Genomic DNA, 13,895 nt, shown 5'->3' with positions numbered 1-13,895 from the left:
CGTCGCTGCGTGGCGCACATATTACTTTCTGGGACTTATAAGTCAAACAATTTTTCCAGCGCTTTTATCGTTTGCACATTTCACGCGCAATTAGTCTGCAAAAACGGCAAAAAGAGTGTTTTATCAACAGATAAATTGGCAATTTCCTGAGGCAATGAACAAACGGAAAAATCGCAGGGAAAGGCAATACGCGGATGAGAATCGAAAAAATGAGGAAGACGAAGAAGAAAAGAGAAGAAAAGGGATAATTCAATCAGGTTGCGCCTCACCAGAAAGGTGAGACGCGAAAACCTTAGTAACTGGACTGCTGGGATTTTTCAGCCTGGATACGCTGGTAGATCTCTTCACGATGGACAGAAACTTCTTTCGGGGCGTTTACGCCAATGCGCACCTGGTTGCCCTTCACCCCTAAAACTGTCACGGTGACCTCATCGCCTATCATGAGGGTCTCACCAACTCGACGAGTCAGAATCAGCATTCTTTGCTCCTTGAAAGATTAAAAGAGTCGGGTCTCTCTGTATCCCGGCATTATCCATCATATAACGCCAAAAAGTAAGCGATGACAAACACCTAAGTGTAAGCAGTCACGGCATCACATTCTGTTAAACCTAAGTTTAGCCGATATACACAACTTCAACCTGACTTTATCGTTGTCGATAGCGTTGATACAAACGCTGCGGATTGAAGTCCGCAGCGTCGACTTACGCTTATAATTATTACAGTTTTGCGCTGACCCAGCCTTTCACACTGGCTAACGCTGCTGGCAGAGCCGCAGCATCCGTACCACCGGCTTGCGCCATGTCCGGACGACCACCACCCTTACCGCCTACCTGCTGAGCGACCATTCCAACCAGTTCCCCTGCTTTCACGCGATCTGTCACGTCCTTAGACACACCCGCAATCAGAGAAACCTTACCTTCCACTACCGTTGCCAGAACGATAACGGTAGACCCCAGTTGATTTTTCAGATCATCAACCATGGTACGCAACATTTTCGGCTCAACGTCCGCGAGTTCGCTGACCAGCAGCTTCACGCCATTGATATCAACCGCTTTGCTGGAGAGATTTGCACTCTCCTGCGCCGCAGCCTGTTCCTTCAATTGCTGCAATTCTTTTTCTAGTTGACGCGTACGCTCCAGCACGGAACGAACTTTGTCACCAATATTCTGGCTATCGCCTTTCAGCAGCTGCGCAATATCGCTTAAGCGATCGCTCTCAGCATGCACGGTTTGGATAGCGCCTTCACCGGTCACAGCTTCGATACGACGAACGCCCGCCGCAGTGCCTGACTCAGACACAATACGGAACAGACCGATATCACCCGTACGGCTGGCATGAGTACCACCACACAGTTCGGTAGAGAAATCACCCATGCTCAGAACACGCACGTGGTCGTCATATTTCTCGCCAAACAGCGCCATTGCGCCTTTGGCTTTCGCCGCTTCGAGATCCATGATGTTCGTTTCAATCGGCAGATTGCGACGAATTTGCGCATTCACCAGATCTTCAACGGCACGGATTTCAGCAGGCTTCATAGCTTCAGTATGAGAGAAGTCGAAGCGCAGCACTTTATCGTTAACCAACGAGCCTTTCTGTGCCACATGCGTGCCCAGTACCTGGCGCAGCGCCGCGTGCATCAGGTGCGTTGCGGAGTGGTTCAAGCGAATGCGCGCACGACGAGCTTCATCAACATCAGCCTGTACTGCATCGCCAATTTTCAGAGAACCCGCAGACAGCTTACCGATGTGACCAATGGCCTGGCCATATTTCTGCGTGTCGCTCACGGCAAACGCGAAGCCTGCGCCTTTCAGTTCACCCTTGTCGCCAACCTGACCACCAGATTCCGCATAGAACGGAGTCTGATCCAGTACGACAACTGCGTCCTGACCTGCGTTAATTGCGTCTACCGCTTTACCATCAACAAACAGCGCGGTCACTTTGCCATTCAGTTCCAGGTGTTCGTAGCCTTTAAATTCAGAGGCGCCATCAACACGAATCATCGCATTGTAGTCTGCGCCAAAGCCGCTGGCTTCACGCGCGCGACGGCGCTGTTCTTCCATTGCGGCTTCAAAGCCCGCTTCGTCAACCTTAATGTTGCGCTCGCGGCAAACGTCCGCCGTCAGGTCAACCGGGAAACCGTAGGTGTCATACAGACGGAATGCGGTTTCGCCATCCAGTGTATCACCGGACAGTTTTGCCAGTTCTTCATCCAGCAGCGCCAGACCACGCTCCAATGTACGCGCAAACTGCTCTTCTTCGGTTTTCAGAACCTGCTCAACCATAGCCTGCTGACGCTTCAGTTCTTCACCTGCGGAGCCCATGACGTCCACCAGCGGACCAACCAGCTTGTAGAAGAAGGTATCCTTCGCGCCCAGCATGTTGCCATGACGTACCGCGCGACGAATGATACGACGCAGCACATAACCACGGTTTTCATTCGACGGGACAACGCCATCGGCAATCAGGAATGCACAGGAGCGGATATGGTCAGCGATAACGCGCAGCGACTTGTTGCTCAGATCGGTCGCGCCGGTGACTTTCGCCACGGACTCAATCAGTGAACGGAACAGGTCGATTTCATAGTTGGAGTTAACGTGTTGCAGCACGGCCGCAATACGCTCAAGGCCCATACCGGTATCCACGGACGGCTTCGGCAGCGGTTCCATGGTACCGTCAGCCTGACGGTTGAACTGCATGAAGACGATGTTCCAGATCTCAATGTAGCGATCGCCATCTTCTTCTGCGCTTCCCGGAGGGCCACCCCAAATGTGGTCGCCGTGGTCGTAGAAAATTTCGGTGCACGGACCGCAAGGGCCGGTATCACCCATCTGCCAGAAGTTGTCGGAAGCATAAGCCGCGCCTTTGTTATCACCGATACGGATGATACGTTCGCGCGGAATGCCGACTTCTTTTTCCCAGATTTCATAGGCTTCATCGTCAGTTTCATAGACGGTGACCCACAGACGCTCTTTTGGCAGGGCAAACCAGTTTTCACCGGTCAGCAGTTCCCATGCGTATTGAATAGCATCATGTTTGAAATAATCGCCGAAGCTGAAGTTGCCCAGCATTTCGAAGAAAGTATGGTGACGTGCAGTGTAACCGACGTTTTCCAGGTCGTTGTGCTTACCGCCCGCACGCACGCAACGCTGCGAGGTGGTTGCGCGGGAATAATTACGCTTGTCGAGGCCAAGGAACACATCCTTGAACTGGTTCATCCCGGCGTTGGTAAACAACAAAGTAGGGTCATTGTTCGGTACCAGGGAGCTGCTGGCAACTACCTGATGTCCTTTACTATGGAAAAAATCGAGAAACGCCTGACGGATCTCAGCGGTGCTCTTGCTCATAATTATCCTGAAGAAATCAAGCTAACGAAATGTCATTACCAGCATCGGCACGTAAACTGCGCCTCTGGCAATCGAAAAGTGGGAATAAGATAAGTTTTCTTTACTGGGAAGTAAAATCCCGTATGCGCTCAATCGTCAAAATTTCGCCATATTGCCTGAATATCTTCCATCAGATAGCCACGGTAGAGCAAAAAGCGCTGGACCTTTACCTTATCTGAAAAATCTACAGGTAAAGGTTCTCCGTATTTACGAATGGCCTGTGCGCGCGCAAGTGCTGCCCAGTCAATTTCGCACTCGCGCATGGCTCGTTCAACGGCTTCCCGCGAAATCCCTTTTTGGTTTAATTCCTGACGCACACGCGCGGGTCCATAACCTTTACGGCTACGGCTGGAGATAAACTGCTGAACAAAGCGGTCATCATCCAGATAACGACTTTCAATACACCAGGCGATGACCTTGTCGTAATCCTCCGGCGTTGCATCAATGTCTTCCGGTCCATTTTTTCCCATCACCGGAGCGGCCAGCTTACGCCGCAGTTCCTGCTCGCTGTGATCGCGCATCGCCAGTATACGTACAGCGCGGTCAAGAAGTCGGGAATAAGCGGAGCGGCGGGAAGTTGCTTCTGTCATAGTGAGCCTTCAGAAATGGAAAAGGGCTGCATCGTATGCAGCCCTTCTATGTGCGATAACGTCAGATTATCAGAAATCTTCGTTCGTTTCTTTTACATCTTCACCGCTGTCATCAACAGAGAAGTCTGGTTTTGAATCCGGGTTATTGAGCAGTAACTCGCGTACTTTCTTCTCAATTTCCTTCGCCGTTGCCGGGTTTTCCTTCAGCCAGTTAGTGGCATTCGCTTTACCCTGACCAATTTTCTCACCGTTGTAGCTGTACCATGCACCGGCTTTTTCAATCAGCTTCTCTTTCACGCCCAAATCAACCAGTTCGCCGTAGAAGTTGATACCTTCACCGTAAAGAATCTGGAATTCAGCCTGTTTGAACGGCGCTGCAATTTTGTTTTTCACGACCTTAACACGGGTTTCGCTACCAACCACGTTGTCGCCTTCTTTCACCGCGCCAATACGACGGATATCCAGGCGAACAGAAGCATAGAATTTCAGGGCGTTACCACCGGTGGTGGTTTCCGGGTTACCGAACATAACGCCAATCTTCATACGGATCTGGTTGATGAAAATCAGTAGCGTGTTGGACTGCTTCAGGTTACCGGCCAGCTTACGCATGGCCTGGCTCATCATACGTGCCGCAAGGCCCATGTGAGAGTCACCAATCTCGCCTTCGATTTCTGCCTTCGGCGTCAATGCGGCAACGGAGTCGACAACGATAACGTCAACCGCACCGGAGCGCGCCAGCGCATCACAGATTTCCAGCGCTTGTTCACCGGTATCCGGCTGAGAGCACAGCAGGTTGTCGATATCAACGCCAAGCTTGCGCGCATAGACGGGATCCAGTGCGTGTTCCGCATCGATGAACGCACAGGTTTTACCTTCGCGCTGTGCGGCAGCAATAACCTGCAGGGTCAGCGTCGTTTTACCGGAAGATTCAGGCCCGTAGATTTCAACGATACGGCCCATTGGCAAACCGCCCGCGCCCAATGCGATATCCAGAGAAAGCGAACCGGTGGAGATGGTTTCCACATCCATGGAACGGTCTTCACCCAGGCGCATGATGGAGCCTTTACCGAATTGCTTTTCGATCTGACCCAGCGCTGCCGCCAACGCTTTCTGTTTGTTTTCGTCGATAGCCATTAATTACTCCTGTCATGCCGCTTTCGGGTTAAACCGCGAAACGTGATAGATAATGTTCTGTTGGGGCAATTATACTGTATGCTCATACAGTATCAAGTATTTTGTAGAAATTGTTGCCACAGGGTTTGTAACGCGTAGGCGGTCGCCTGTCGACGTACCGCATCGCGATCGCCGCTGAAGCATTCCCGGCGGGTAATCCCCTCGCCGCTCGCGCTGGCAAAAGCGAACCATACCGTCCCCACGGGCTTTTCTTCACTGCCGCCATCTGGCCCCGCAATACCGCTAATCGAAACAGCGAAATGCGCGCGGGCCGCTTTTAGCGCGCCAATCGCCATCTCCACCACCACAGGTTCGCTCACCGCCCCATGCTGGACCAGCGTCTCTTCGCGCACGCCAATCATCTGCGCTTTGGCTTCATTGCTGTAGGTCACAAACCCGCGCTCAAACCAGGCGGAGCTGCCGGCAATATCCGTAATTGCTTTGGCTACCCAGCCGCCGGTGCAGGATTCCGCCGTCGTCACGGTTGCCCCGCGCGCTTTCAACGCCAGGCCAACCTGCTCGCTTAACTGCATCAGTTCACTGTCGGTCATTTCAGCCTCTGTCAGTTAAAAAAATATGCCGGACAAGATAGCACTTTCATAACCAAGATGGGGATGAGGAGACAATTTTACGAGGGGCATTCAGAAAATAGATAAACCGCATTCAAAAGAGTACCGGATAACGCACCAGGATAGCGTATTCGGTCTACAAGGAATTGCCCCTGTAGACCGATAACAAATGATTACTGCACGCGCGCCAGCGCGACCGCCTGACCCAATTGCCACACGGCCATTGCATAGTGGGTACTGTGGTTATAGCGGGTGATGGTGTAGAAGTTTGGCAGTCCATACCAATACTGATAACCGGTACCGATATCCAGTCGCAGCAGGCTGGCCTGCTGATGATTACCCAGAGACTGCTGCGGCGTCAGGCCTGCGGCGGCAAGCTGAGAAATGCTGTACTGGGTTTTAAAGCCGTTCGCCAGCCCAGGCGCCTGGCCATTCGCCGGAACCGCGACCGTATCGCCTTTCACCCAACCGTGGCCTTTGAAATAGTTCGCCACGCTACCGATAGCATCAACCGGATCCCATAGGTTAATGTGACCATCGCCATTGAAATCAACGGCATATTGTTTATAGGAAGATGGCATAAATTGGCCGTAGCCCATCGCCCCTGCGAAAGAACCTTTCAAATCGAGCGGATCGTCGCTTTCATCTCGCGCCATCAGCAGGAAGGTTTCCAGTTCACCAGAGAAATATTCCGCACGACGAGGATAGTTAAACGACAACGTCGCCAACGCATCCAGAATCCGCGTTTTACCCATCACGCGGCCCCAGCGAGTCTCTACGCCAATAATGCCAACGATAATTTCCGGCGGTACGCCGTAGACCTGCCATGCACGGTTCAGCGCATCTTCATATTGGTTCCAGAAGGCCACACCGTTTTGTACGTTATCCGGGGTGATGAACTGTTTACGATACCGCAGCCATGCACCGTTAGGTCCGGCTGGCGGTTGAGTCGTCGGCGCCTGGCGGTCCATCAAACGCAATACCGAGTCCAGACGCTTGGCCTGCGACAGAATCTCCTGCAACTGCTGGCGGTCAAAGCCGTGCTTGTTCACCATTTTCTCAATGAACTGTTGCGCGTTCGGATTATTGGCAAAATCGCCGCCCGTTTGCATGACATTGTGCTGTGGCTCAAGCAGGAAGCCGCCGGATGGCGTACCCGTAGTCGTTTGAGTCTCTGAAGGTTTAGGTTTGCTGCTACAAGCAGCAAGCAATACGAAAAGGGGAAGTAACGCTACATAACGACGCTTGAACATGAGACATCCATTAAACAAATTCAGCCTGGGAGAAGTATGGTAAAGCATCCTCCGCCACACAAGGAAGCAGTAGTCGCTCTCCTTCACAGAATTTCCCCCCTCTTACACTCCTGACCGGCACATTTGCGCGTTCTCACGCACAATCTTTCAAATTAAAATATTTATCTTTCATTTTGCGATCAAAATAACACTTTTAAATCTTTCGATCTGATTAAAATTAGTTACCGTTTGGCAAGATAACTAAAACCCCTACAGGAGAGAATAATGATCGACACCATCACACTCGGTGCTGAGTGGTTTATCGGATTGTTCCAGAAAGGCGGAGAGGTGTTTACCGGCATGGTGACCGGTATTCTGCCTCTGCTGATCAGTCTGCTGGTCATCATGAATGCGCTGATTAACTTTATCGGTCAGCAACGTATTGAACGTTTTGCCCAGCGCTGCGCCGGAAACCCGCTGTCCCGCTATCTACTGCTGCCGTGCATCGGCACATTTGTGTTTTGTAATCCTATGACACTGAGCCTGGGCCGCTTTATGCCGGAAAAGTTCAAGCCCAGCTACTACGCAGCCGCCTCTTACAGCTGCCATTCAATGAACGGCTTATTTCCCCACATCAATCCCGGTGAGCTGTTCGTCTATCTGGGGATCGCCAGCGGTCTGACCACGCTGGGTCTTCCGCTCGGCCCGCTGGCGGTGAGCTATTTGCTGGTCGGCCTGGTGACCAACTTCTTCCGCGGCTGGGTGACCGATTTCACCACCACCATCTTTGAGAAAAAAATGGGCATTCAACTTGAGCAGAAAGTACATCTGGCGGGAGCTGCATCATGACGCGTATTCGTATTGAAAAAGGCACCGGCGGCTGGGGCGGCCCGCTTGAACTGGATGCCGTGCCAGGCAAGAAAATTGTCTATATCACCGCAGGGACTCGCCCCGCAATAGTCGACAGGATAGCCAGCCTGACAGGTTGGCAGGCCGTTGATGGTTTCAAAGAAGGCGAGCCGCCAGAGAACGAAATTGGCGTGGCGATCATCGACTGCGGCGGCACGCTGCGCTGCGGGATCTATCCAAAACGCCGTATACCAACAGTGAATATTCACGCGACGGGTAAATCCGGTCCGCTGGCCCAATATATTATCGAAGATATCTATGTCTCCGGCGTGAAAGAAGAAAACATTAGCGTTATCGGTGAAGCATCCGCTGCGCCAACGCCTGCAAACAGCACGATGGGTCGCGAGTACGACACCAGCAAGAAAATTACCGAACAAAGCGACGGTCTGTTGGCAAAAGTCGGCATGGGAATGGGTTCAGCCGTTGCGGTTCTGTTTCAGGCCGGGCGAGACACTATCGATACCGTCCTGAAAACCATTCTGCCGTTTATGGCGTTCGTCTCGGCGCTGATCGGCATCATTATGGCGTCTGGCCTGGGGGACTGGATTGCCCATGGACTCGCACCGCTGGCCAGCCATCCGCTGGGGCTGGTAACCCTGGCGCTGATCTGCTCTTTCCCGCTGCTGTCCCCTTTCCTCGGCCCTGGTGCGGTCATCGCCCAGGTTATCGGCGTCCTGATCGGCGTACAGATTGGTTTGGGGAACATTCCTCCGCATCTGGCGCTACCTGCCTTGTTCGCCATTAACGCTCAGGCGGCATGCGACTTTATTCCAGTCGGATTGTCGCTAGCCGAAGCGCGCCAGGACACGGTCCGCGTCGGTGTGCCATCCGTACTGGTGAGTCGTTTTCTGACCGGCGCACCGACCGTTCTCATCGCCTGGTTTGTTTCCGGCTTTATTTACCAATAAGAGGCACTCAAAAATGACCGTGATTTATGAAACCACCATCACCCGCATCGGCCAGAGTGCCCCGGATGCACTCTGCGACCAGATGCTAATTACCTTTCGTGAAGGCGCGCCTGCGGATATCGAAGAATTTTGCTTCATTCATTGCCATGGGGAGCTGAACGGCTCTTTGCAGGCTGGGATCCAATTGGAGCTAGGCCAGCATCACTACCCGGTCACAGCCGTTGGCAACGTGGCGGAACAAAACTTACGTGAACTGGGGCATATCACTCTGCGTTTTGACGGACTGAGTGAAGCGGAATTTCCCGGCACCGTACACGTTGCGGGCCCCGTACCGGACGGTATCGCACCGGGCTGTATTTTGAAGTTTATTGCTTAAGATTGAAGGAGATAAAGATGAATCAGGTTGCCGTTGTCATTGGTGGAGGCCAGACCCTGGGGGCATTCCTTTGCCGTGGGCTTGCGACAGAAGGGTACCGCGTCGCGGTGGTGGATATCCAAAGCGATAAAGCCGCCAACGTCGCGCAGGAAATAAACGCCGAGTTTGGCGAAGGCACCGCCTACGGTTTTGGCGCTGATGCCACCAGCGAACAGAGTGTGCTGGCGCTGTCGCGCGGAGTGGATGAAATATTTGGCCGCGTCGATCTGCTGGTTTACAGCGCGGGTATCGCAAAAGCCGCGTTTATCAGCGACTTTCAGCTTGGGGATTTCGATCGCTCGTTGCAGGTGAATCTGGTCGGCTACTTTCTCTGCGCACGGGAATTTTCACGCCTGATGATCCGCGATGGCGTCCAGGGACGCATTATCCAGATCAACTCTAAATCAGGGAAAGTGGGCAGTAAACACAACTCAGGCTATAGCGCGGCAAAATTTGGCGGCGTAGGTTTAACCCAGTCGCTGGCGCTGGATCTGGCAGAGTACGGGATCACCGTGCATTCACTGATGCTCGGCAATCTGCTGAAATCACCGATGTTTCAGTCATTATTACCGCAATATGCGACCAAGCTTGGCCTTAAGCCAGACGAAGTCGAGCAGTACTACATTGATAAGGTTCCGCTTAAGCGCGGCTGCGATTATCAGGACGTGCTGAACATGCTGCTGTTTTACGCCAGCCCGAAAGCCTCTTACTGCACCGGTCAGTCCATTAACGTGACCGGTGGTCAGGTGATGTTCTAAGAAACATGATTGCCCGGTGGCGCTGCGCTTACCGGGCCTACACACATCTGGTCGGATAAGGCACAGCCGCCATCCGGCAAAATCAAAGGAGCACATTATGGTTTCCGCACTGATTACCGTCGCCGCTATCGCCTGGTGCCTGCAACTGGCGCTCGGTGGCTGGCAAATATCCCGCTTTAACCGGGCGTTTGATCAACTCTGCCAGCGGGGTCGGGTTGGCGTAGGTCGTTCCGGTGGACGGTTTAAACCCCGCGTGGTGGTCGCCATCGCGCTGGATGAACAGCAGCGGGTTACCGATTCGTTATTTATGAAAGGTCTTACTGTATTTGCCAGGCCCGGTAAAATTGCCACGATAATGGGCAAACATCTTGATGATTTACAGCCTGATGTGATCTTTCCCCATGATCCGCTAGCGCAGAATGCACTATCATTGGCGCTTAAACTGAAACATGGGTAATTTCGTTGTGAATGCTAATAGCTTGCGAAATTATCATTTTGCAACCTAATAAGTCAGGGTAATCACGCCTATGAAACCTCGTCAGCGACAGGCGGCCATACTGGAGCACCTGCAAAAGCAGGGGAAATGCTCGGTTGAAGAACTGGCCCACTACTTTGACACAACCGGCACGACCATTCGCAAAGACCTGGTCATTCTGGAGAATGCCGGAACCGTCATTCGTACCTATGGCGGCGTGGTATTAAATAAAGACGAATCCGACCCGCCAATCGATCACAAAACGCTAATCAATACGCATAAAAAAGAGCAGATTGCTGAAGCCGCCGTCCGTTTTATTCACGATGGCGACTCGATTATTCTGGATGCGGGCAGCACCGTATTGCAGATGGTGCCGATGCTCACCCGCTTTAGCAACATCACCGTCATGACCAACAGTCTGCACATTGTTAACGCCCTTTCAGAGCTGGACAACGAGCAAACTATCCTGATGCCCGGCGGGACCTTTCGCAAAAAATCTGCGTCATTTCACGGTCAGCTGGCAGAAAACGCCTTTGAGCAGTTCAGCTTTGATAAACTCTTCATGGGCACCGACGGCATTGACCTCAATGCCGGCGTGACCACCTTTAATGAGGTGTTTAGCGTCAGTAAAGCGATGTGCAATGCCGCTCGCGAAGTGATTCTGATGGCTGACTCGTCAAAATTTGGACGCAAAAGCCCCAATGTTGTGTGCAGTCTGGAAAGCGTCGACAAGCTGATTACCGATGCGGGTATCGACCCTGCGTTTCGTCAGGCGCTGGAAGCAAAAGGGATTGAAGTGATCATAACCGGAGAAACCAATGAGTGATGCACTACTGAACGCGGGCCGTCAGACGTTAATGCTGGAGCTACAGGAAGCCAGCCGACTGCCTGAACGACTGGGCGATGATTTTGTCCGCGCCGCCAATACTATCATCCACTGCGAAGGCAAAGTGATTGTCTCCGGGATTGGCAAATCAGGCCATATTGGCAAAAAAATAGCCGCGACCCTCGCCAGTACCGGCACGCCCGCCTTTTTTGTGCATCCGGCTGAAGCGCTGCACGGCGACTTAGGGATGATTGAAAGCCGTGATGTCATGCTGTTTATTTCCTACTCCGGCGGCGCAAAAGAACTGGATCTCATCATTCCGCGCCTGGAAGATAAGTCCATCGCTCTGCTGGCTATGACCGGAAAACCGACCTCACCGCTGGGTCTGGCAGCCAAAGCCGTGCTGGATATTTCTGTTGAGCGCGAAGCCTGTCCGATGCGCCTGGCACCGACTTCCAGCACCGTGAACACTCTGATGATGGGCGACGCGTTGGCAATCGCCGTAATGCAGGCGCGCGGCTTTAACGAAGAAGATTTTGCCCGCTCGCATCCGGCGGGTGCGCTGGGCGCTCGTCTGTTAAATAAAGTGCATCATCTGATGCGCCGTGACGATGCCATTCCGCAGGTGACGCTCACCACCAGCGTCATGGACGCGATGCTGGAACTAAGCCGTACGGGTCTTGGCCTGGTGGCAGTCTGCGACGACGAGTCGCTGGTGAAAGGCGTCTTTACCGACGGTGACCTGCGCCGCTGGCTGGTTGGCGGCGGAGCGCTCACCACTCAGGTTAGCGAAGCAATGACCCATAATGGCATTACGCTGCAGGCCCAGAGCCGCGCCATTGACGCCAAAGAGATCCTGATGAAGCGCAAAATCACTGCCGCACCGGTGGTAGATGAAAACGGTAAACTCACCGGTGCTATCAACCTGCAGGATTTCTATCAGGCAGGTATTATCTAATCCTTCAGCCCCAGACGTTTCGCCAGCCGGTGCAGGTTGGCGACATCTGTTTCCAGCGCCCGCGCACTTGCCGCCCAACTGTGATTATTTTGCGCCAACGCCCGGCGGATCATCTCCCGCTGGAATGACTCCGTTGCCTCACGCAGGTTGCGATGCTGCGGGATCTCCGCAACAACCTCCGCCTGCAGAGCCGGGGTTTCATCCTGCAGGGCAAAATGCTGCGCTTCAAGCACCACTTCATCCCCTGCCCTGGTGGCCCTTGCCAGAACAACCGCCCGGTGAATGGCATGTTCCAGCTCACGCACGTTCCCGGGCCAGCCATAATTCAACAGATGGCTACGCGCGCCGGGACTTAACACCACGCGGGAAAGTCCCAGCCGCAGCCGACATTGTTCGCAAAAATAACCGGCCAGCAGCACCACATCTTCGCCGCGTTCACGAAGGGGCGGTACGGAAAGGGGAAAGACGCTCAGACGGTGGAACAAATCCGCACGGAAATTCCCGGCCAGCACCTCTTCTCGTAAATCACGGTTCGTTGCGGCCAGCACCCGAACATCCACGCGCAGGCTGCGATCGTCACCCACACGCTGAATATCGCCGTACTGCAACACACGTAGCAACTTAGCCTGTAACGCCAGCGAGAGCTCGCCAATCTCATCGAGAAACAGCGTCCCATTGTCAGCCATTTCAAACTTACCGCTACGATTGCTGATAGCCCCGGTAAAGGCGCCTTTTACGTGACCAAACAGCTCACTTTCCGCTACGGTTTCCGGCAACGCCGCGCAGTTCAGATACACCAGCGGATTCACCGCGCGCGGCGAACCTTCATGGATAGCCTTAGCTACCAGCTCCTTCCCGGTCCCCGTTTCGCCGCTAATCAGTACGTTGAGATCGGATCCCGCCACAATCTCAATCTCTTTTTTCAACTGCAGCATATTGGGCGACAGGCCAATCATTTGGGTTTCAGTCACCTGCTCGAAGGCCGTCGACGGGCCCGGCAACATATTCTGGCTTTCCAGTTGTTCAATCAGCAGCGCATTGCTCAGCGCGCCCGCCGCCAGCGCGGCAATCAGCCTAAGCTCTTCATCGCTGAAAACATCGAATTGATCGGGCTCCATGCCATCCAGCGTTAACGCGCCAATCAGATTTTGACCGGCGAACAGCGGTAAGCCAATGCAGGCGTGTACCTTCAGGCTCTCCTGGCCCGGAATCAGCCCATCGTAAGGGTCTGGCAAATCGCTGTCAGCAGGGAAACGAACCACGTCCCCGGCGCGGGCAATCGCCTCCAGACGAGGATGCCCTTCCAGGGTAAAGCGCCTGCCGAGAACGTCCTGCGCCAGCCCATCGATCGCCAGCGGAATAAACTGTCGCGACTCATAGCGCAGCAATGCCGACGCGTCGCACTCCAACACCTGACGCAAGGTGGTTATCAGGCGTTGAAAACGGTCCTGATGTCCAATACCGCTTTGTAATTCAATGGCGATACCCGCCAGCACGTCTACGGAAAAACTCATGACGACCTCATTGTCATTTTGACAATTCATATTGTCATATTGACAATAAAATGAATAGTCATTTTGACTACCACCTTATAGGCATTAAAAAACAAACCCTTTAAAATCAACAAATAAAAAGTTGGCACGCAACCTGCAATAAGCAAAACATCTTTTTTAGAAAAACGCTGAATTAATTACTGAGG

At 53.1% G+C, this 13,895-nt stretch carries 14 protein-coding genes; 7 read left to right on the top strand and 7 right to left on the bottom strand.

What is annotated here, in order from left to right; all coding sequences use genetic code 11:
• Positions 1–292: 292 nt before the first annotated feature.
• From csrA to mltB, 6 genes are all read right to left on the bottom strand, one after another.
• Positions 293–478, bottom strand: a complete 186-nt coding sequence (csrA, locus tag HV311_RS05275) for a carbon storage regulator CsrA (RefSeq protein WP_000906486.1) — start codon at positions 476–478, stop codon at positions 293–295.
• Between the two features lie 238 nt (positions 479–716).
• Positions 717–3,344, bottom strand: coding sequence for an alanine--tRNA ligase (gene alaS / locus HV311_RS05270; protein ID WP_016157306.1), 2,628 nt, complete (start codon positions 3,342–3,344; stop codon positions 717–719).
• 128 nt (positions 3,345–3,472) lie between these two features.
• A complete protein-coding gene (recX, locus tag HV311_RS05265; RefSeq protein WP_016154165.1) occupies positions 3,473–3,973 on the bottom strand; it encodes a recombination regulator RecX in 501 nt (166 codons plus the stop codon).
• A 69-nt stretch (positions 3,974–4,042) separates the two neighbouring features.
• Positions 4,043–5,107, bottom strand: a complete 1,065-nt coding sequence (gene recA, locus HV311_RS05260; protein WP_016154166.1) for a recombinase RecA — start codon at positions 5,105–5,107, stop codon at positions 4,043–4,045.
• A gap of 92 nt (positions 5,108–5,199) precedes the next feature.
• Positions 5,200–5,697 (bottom strand): nicotinamide-nucleotide amidase, encoded by a 498-nt coding sequence (gene pncC / locus HV311_RS05255; RefSeq protein WP_016154167.1) that lies wholly within the window; start codon positions 5,695–5,697, stop codon positions 5,200–5,202.
• Between the two features lie 191 nt (positions 5,698–5,888).
• The gene (gene mltB / locus HV311_RS05250) at positions 5,889–6,968 is read right to left on the bottom strand and encodes a lytic murein transglycosylase B (protein ID WP_032947148.1); all 1,080 of its coding nucleotides are present in this window, start codon (positions 6,966–6,968) and stop codon (positions 5,889–5,891) included.
• Positions 6,969–7,232: 264 nt separating this feature from the next.
• On the opposite strand from mltB, the gene srlA reads away from it, so the two are divergent.
• The 7 genes from srlA to gutQ all read left to right on the top strand — a co-directional run bounded on the left by srlA (position 7,233) and on the right by gutQ (position 12,196).
• Positions 7,233–7,796: a PTS glucitol/sorbitol transporter subunit IIC gene (gene srlA / locus HV311_RS05245; RefSeq protein ID WP_016154169.1), complete on the top strand. Its 564-nt coding sequence runs from the start codon at positions 7,233–7,235 to the stop codon at positions 7,794–7,796.
• Complete coding sequence (gene srlE / locus HV311_RS05240) at positions 7,793–8,764, top strand: PTS glucitol/sorbitol transporter subunit IIB (RefSeq protein ID WP_191220808.1); 972 nt, start codon at positions 7,793–7,795, stop codon at positions 8,762–8,764. Before srlA ends, srlE begins: the two co-directional genes overlap by 4 nt.
• A 13-nt stretch (positions 8,765–8,777) precedes the next feature.
• Entirely contained in the window at positions 8,778–9,140 is a 363-nt protein-coding gene (srlB, locus tag HV311_RS05235; RefSeq protein ID WP_103928514.1) for a PTS glucitol/sorbitol transporter subunit IIA, read from the top strand.
• Positions 9,141–9,157: 17 nt separating this feature from the next.
• Entirely contained in the window at positions 9,158–9,937 is a 780-nt protein-coding gene (gene srlD, locus HV311_RS05230; protein WP_003037345.1) for a sorbitol-6-phosphate dehydrogenase, read from the top strand.
• 97 nt (positions 9,938–10,034) lie between these two features.
• Positions 10,035–10,394 (top strand): transcriptional regulator GutM, encoded by a 360-nt coding sequence (gutM, locus tag HV311_RS05225; RefSeq protein WP_016154172.1) that lies wholly within the window; start codon positions 10,035–10,037, stop codon positions 10,392–10,394.
• Positions 10,395–10,464: 70 nt separating this feature from the next.
• Positions 10,465–11,238 (top strand): glucitol operon DNA-binding transcriptional repressor SrlR, encoded by a 774-nt coding sequence (gene srlR, locus HV311_RS05220; protein WP_003037350.1) that lies wholly within the window; start codon positions 10,465–10,467, stop codon positions 11,236–11,238.
• Positions 11,231–12,196 carry an arabinose-5-phosphate isomerase GutQ gene (gene gutQ, locus HV311_RS05215; RefSeq protein WP_131379923.1) on the top strand — a complete coding sequence of 322 codons (966 nt, stop codon included), beginning with the start codon at positions 11,231–11,233 and terminating at the stop codon, positions 12,194–12,196. Before srlR ends, gutQ begins: the two co-directional genes overlap by 8 nt.
• Here the strand turns inward: gutQ and norR are convergent.
• On the bottom strand, positions 12,193–13,710 hold the full coding sequence (norR, locus tag HV311_RS05210) for a nitric oxide reductase transcriptional regulator NorR (protein ID WP_047414247.1): 1,518 nt from the start codon (positions 13,708–13,710) through the stop codon (positions 12,193–12,195). The genes gutQ and norR overlap by 4 nt on opposite strands.
• Positions 13,711–13,895 lie beyond the last annotated feature (185 nt).

The sequence above is a fragment of the Citrobacter sp. RHBSTW-00881 genome, assembly GCF_013728515.1.
GTDB lineage: Bacteria > Pseudomonadota > Gammaproteobacteria > Enterobacterales > Enterobacteriaceae > Citrobacter > Citrobacter braakii.
The sequence above is the reverse complement of the archived record's forward strand: the minus strand, read 5'-3'. Positions and strand labels throughout refer to the sequence as shown.

Coding starts and splice junctions, on each gene's coding strand:
- recX (WP_016154165.1), bottom strand. CDS start 3,973: ATGACAGAAGCAACTTCCCGCCGCTCCGCTTATTCCCGACTTCTTGAC.
- mltB (WP_032947148.1), bottom strand. CDS start 6,968: ATGTTCAAGCGTCGTTATGTAGCGTTACTTCCCCTTTTCGTATTGCTT.
- srlR (WP_003037350.1), top strand. CDS start 10,465: ATGAAACCTCGTCAGCGACAGGCGGCCATACTGGAGCACCTGCAAAAG.
- gutQ (WP_131379923.1), top strand. CDS start 11,231: ATGAGTGATGCACTACTGAACGCGGGCCGTCAGACGTTAATGCTGGAG.
- srlA (WP_016154169.1), top strand. CDS start 7,233: ATGATCGACACCATCACACTCGGTGCTGAGTGGTTTATCGGATTGTTC.
- norR (WP_047414247.1), bottom strand. CDS start 13,710: ATGAGTTTTTCCGTAGACGTGCTGGCGGGTATCGCCATTGAATTACAA.
- srlE (WP_191220808.1), top strand. CDS start 7,793: ATGACGCGTATTCGTATTGAAAAAGGCACCGGCGGCTGGGGCGGCCCG.
- pncC (WP_016154167.1), bottom strand. CDS start 5,697: ATGACCGACAGTGAACTGATGCAGTTAAGCGAGCAGGTTGGCCTGGCG.
- srlB (WP_103928514.1), top strand. CDS start 8,778: ATGACCGTGATTTATGAAACCACCATCACCCGCATCGGCCAGAGTGCC.
- csrA (WP_000906486.1), bottom strand. CDS start 478: ATGCTGATTCTGACTCGTCGAGTTGGTGAGACCCTCATGATAGGCGAT.
- srlD (WP_003037345.1), top strand. CDS start 9,158: ATGAATCAGGTTGCCGTTGTCATTGGTGGAGGCCAGACCCTGGGGGCA.
- recA (WP_016154166.1), bottom strand. CDS start 5,107: ATGGCTATCGACGAAAACAAACAGAAAGCGTTGGCGGCAGCGCTGGGT.
- alaS (WP_016157306.1), bottom strand. CDS start 3,344: ATGAGCAAGAGCACCGCTGAGATCCGTCAGGCGTTTCTCGATTTTTTC.
- gutM (WP_016154172.1), top strand. CDS start 10,035: ATGGTTTCCGCACTGATTACCGTCGCCGCTATCGCCTGGTGCCTGCAA.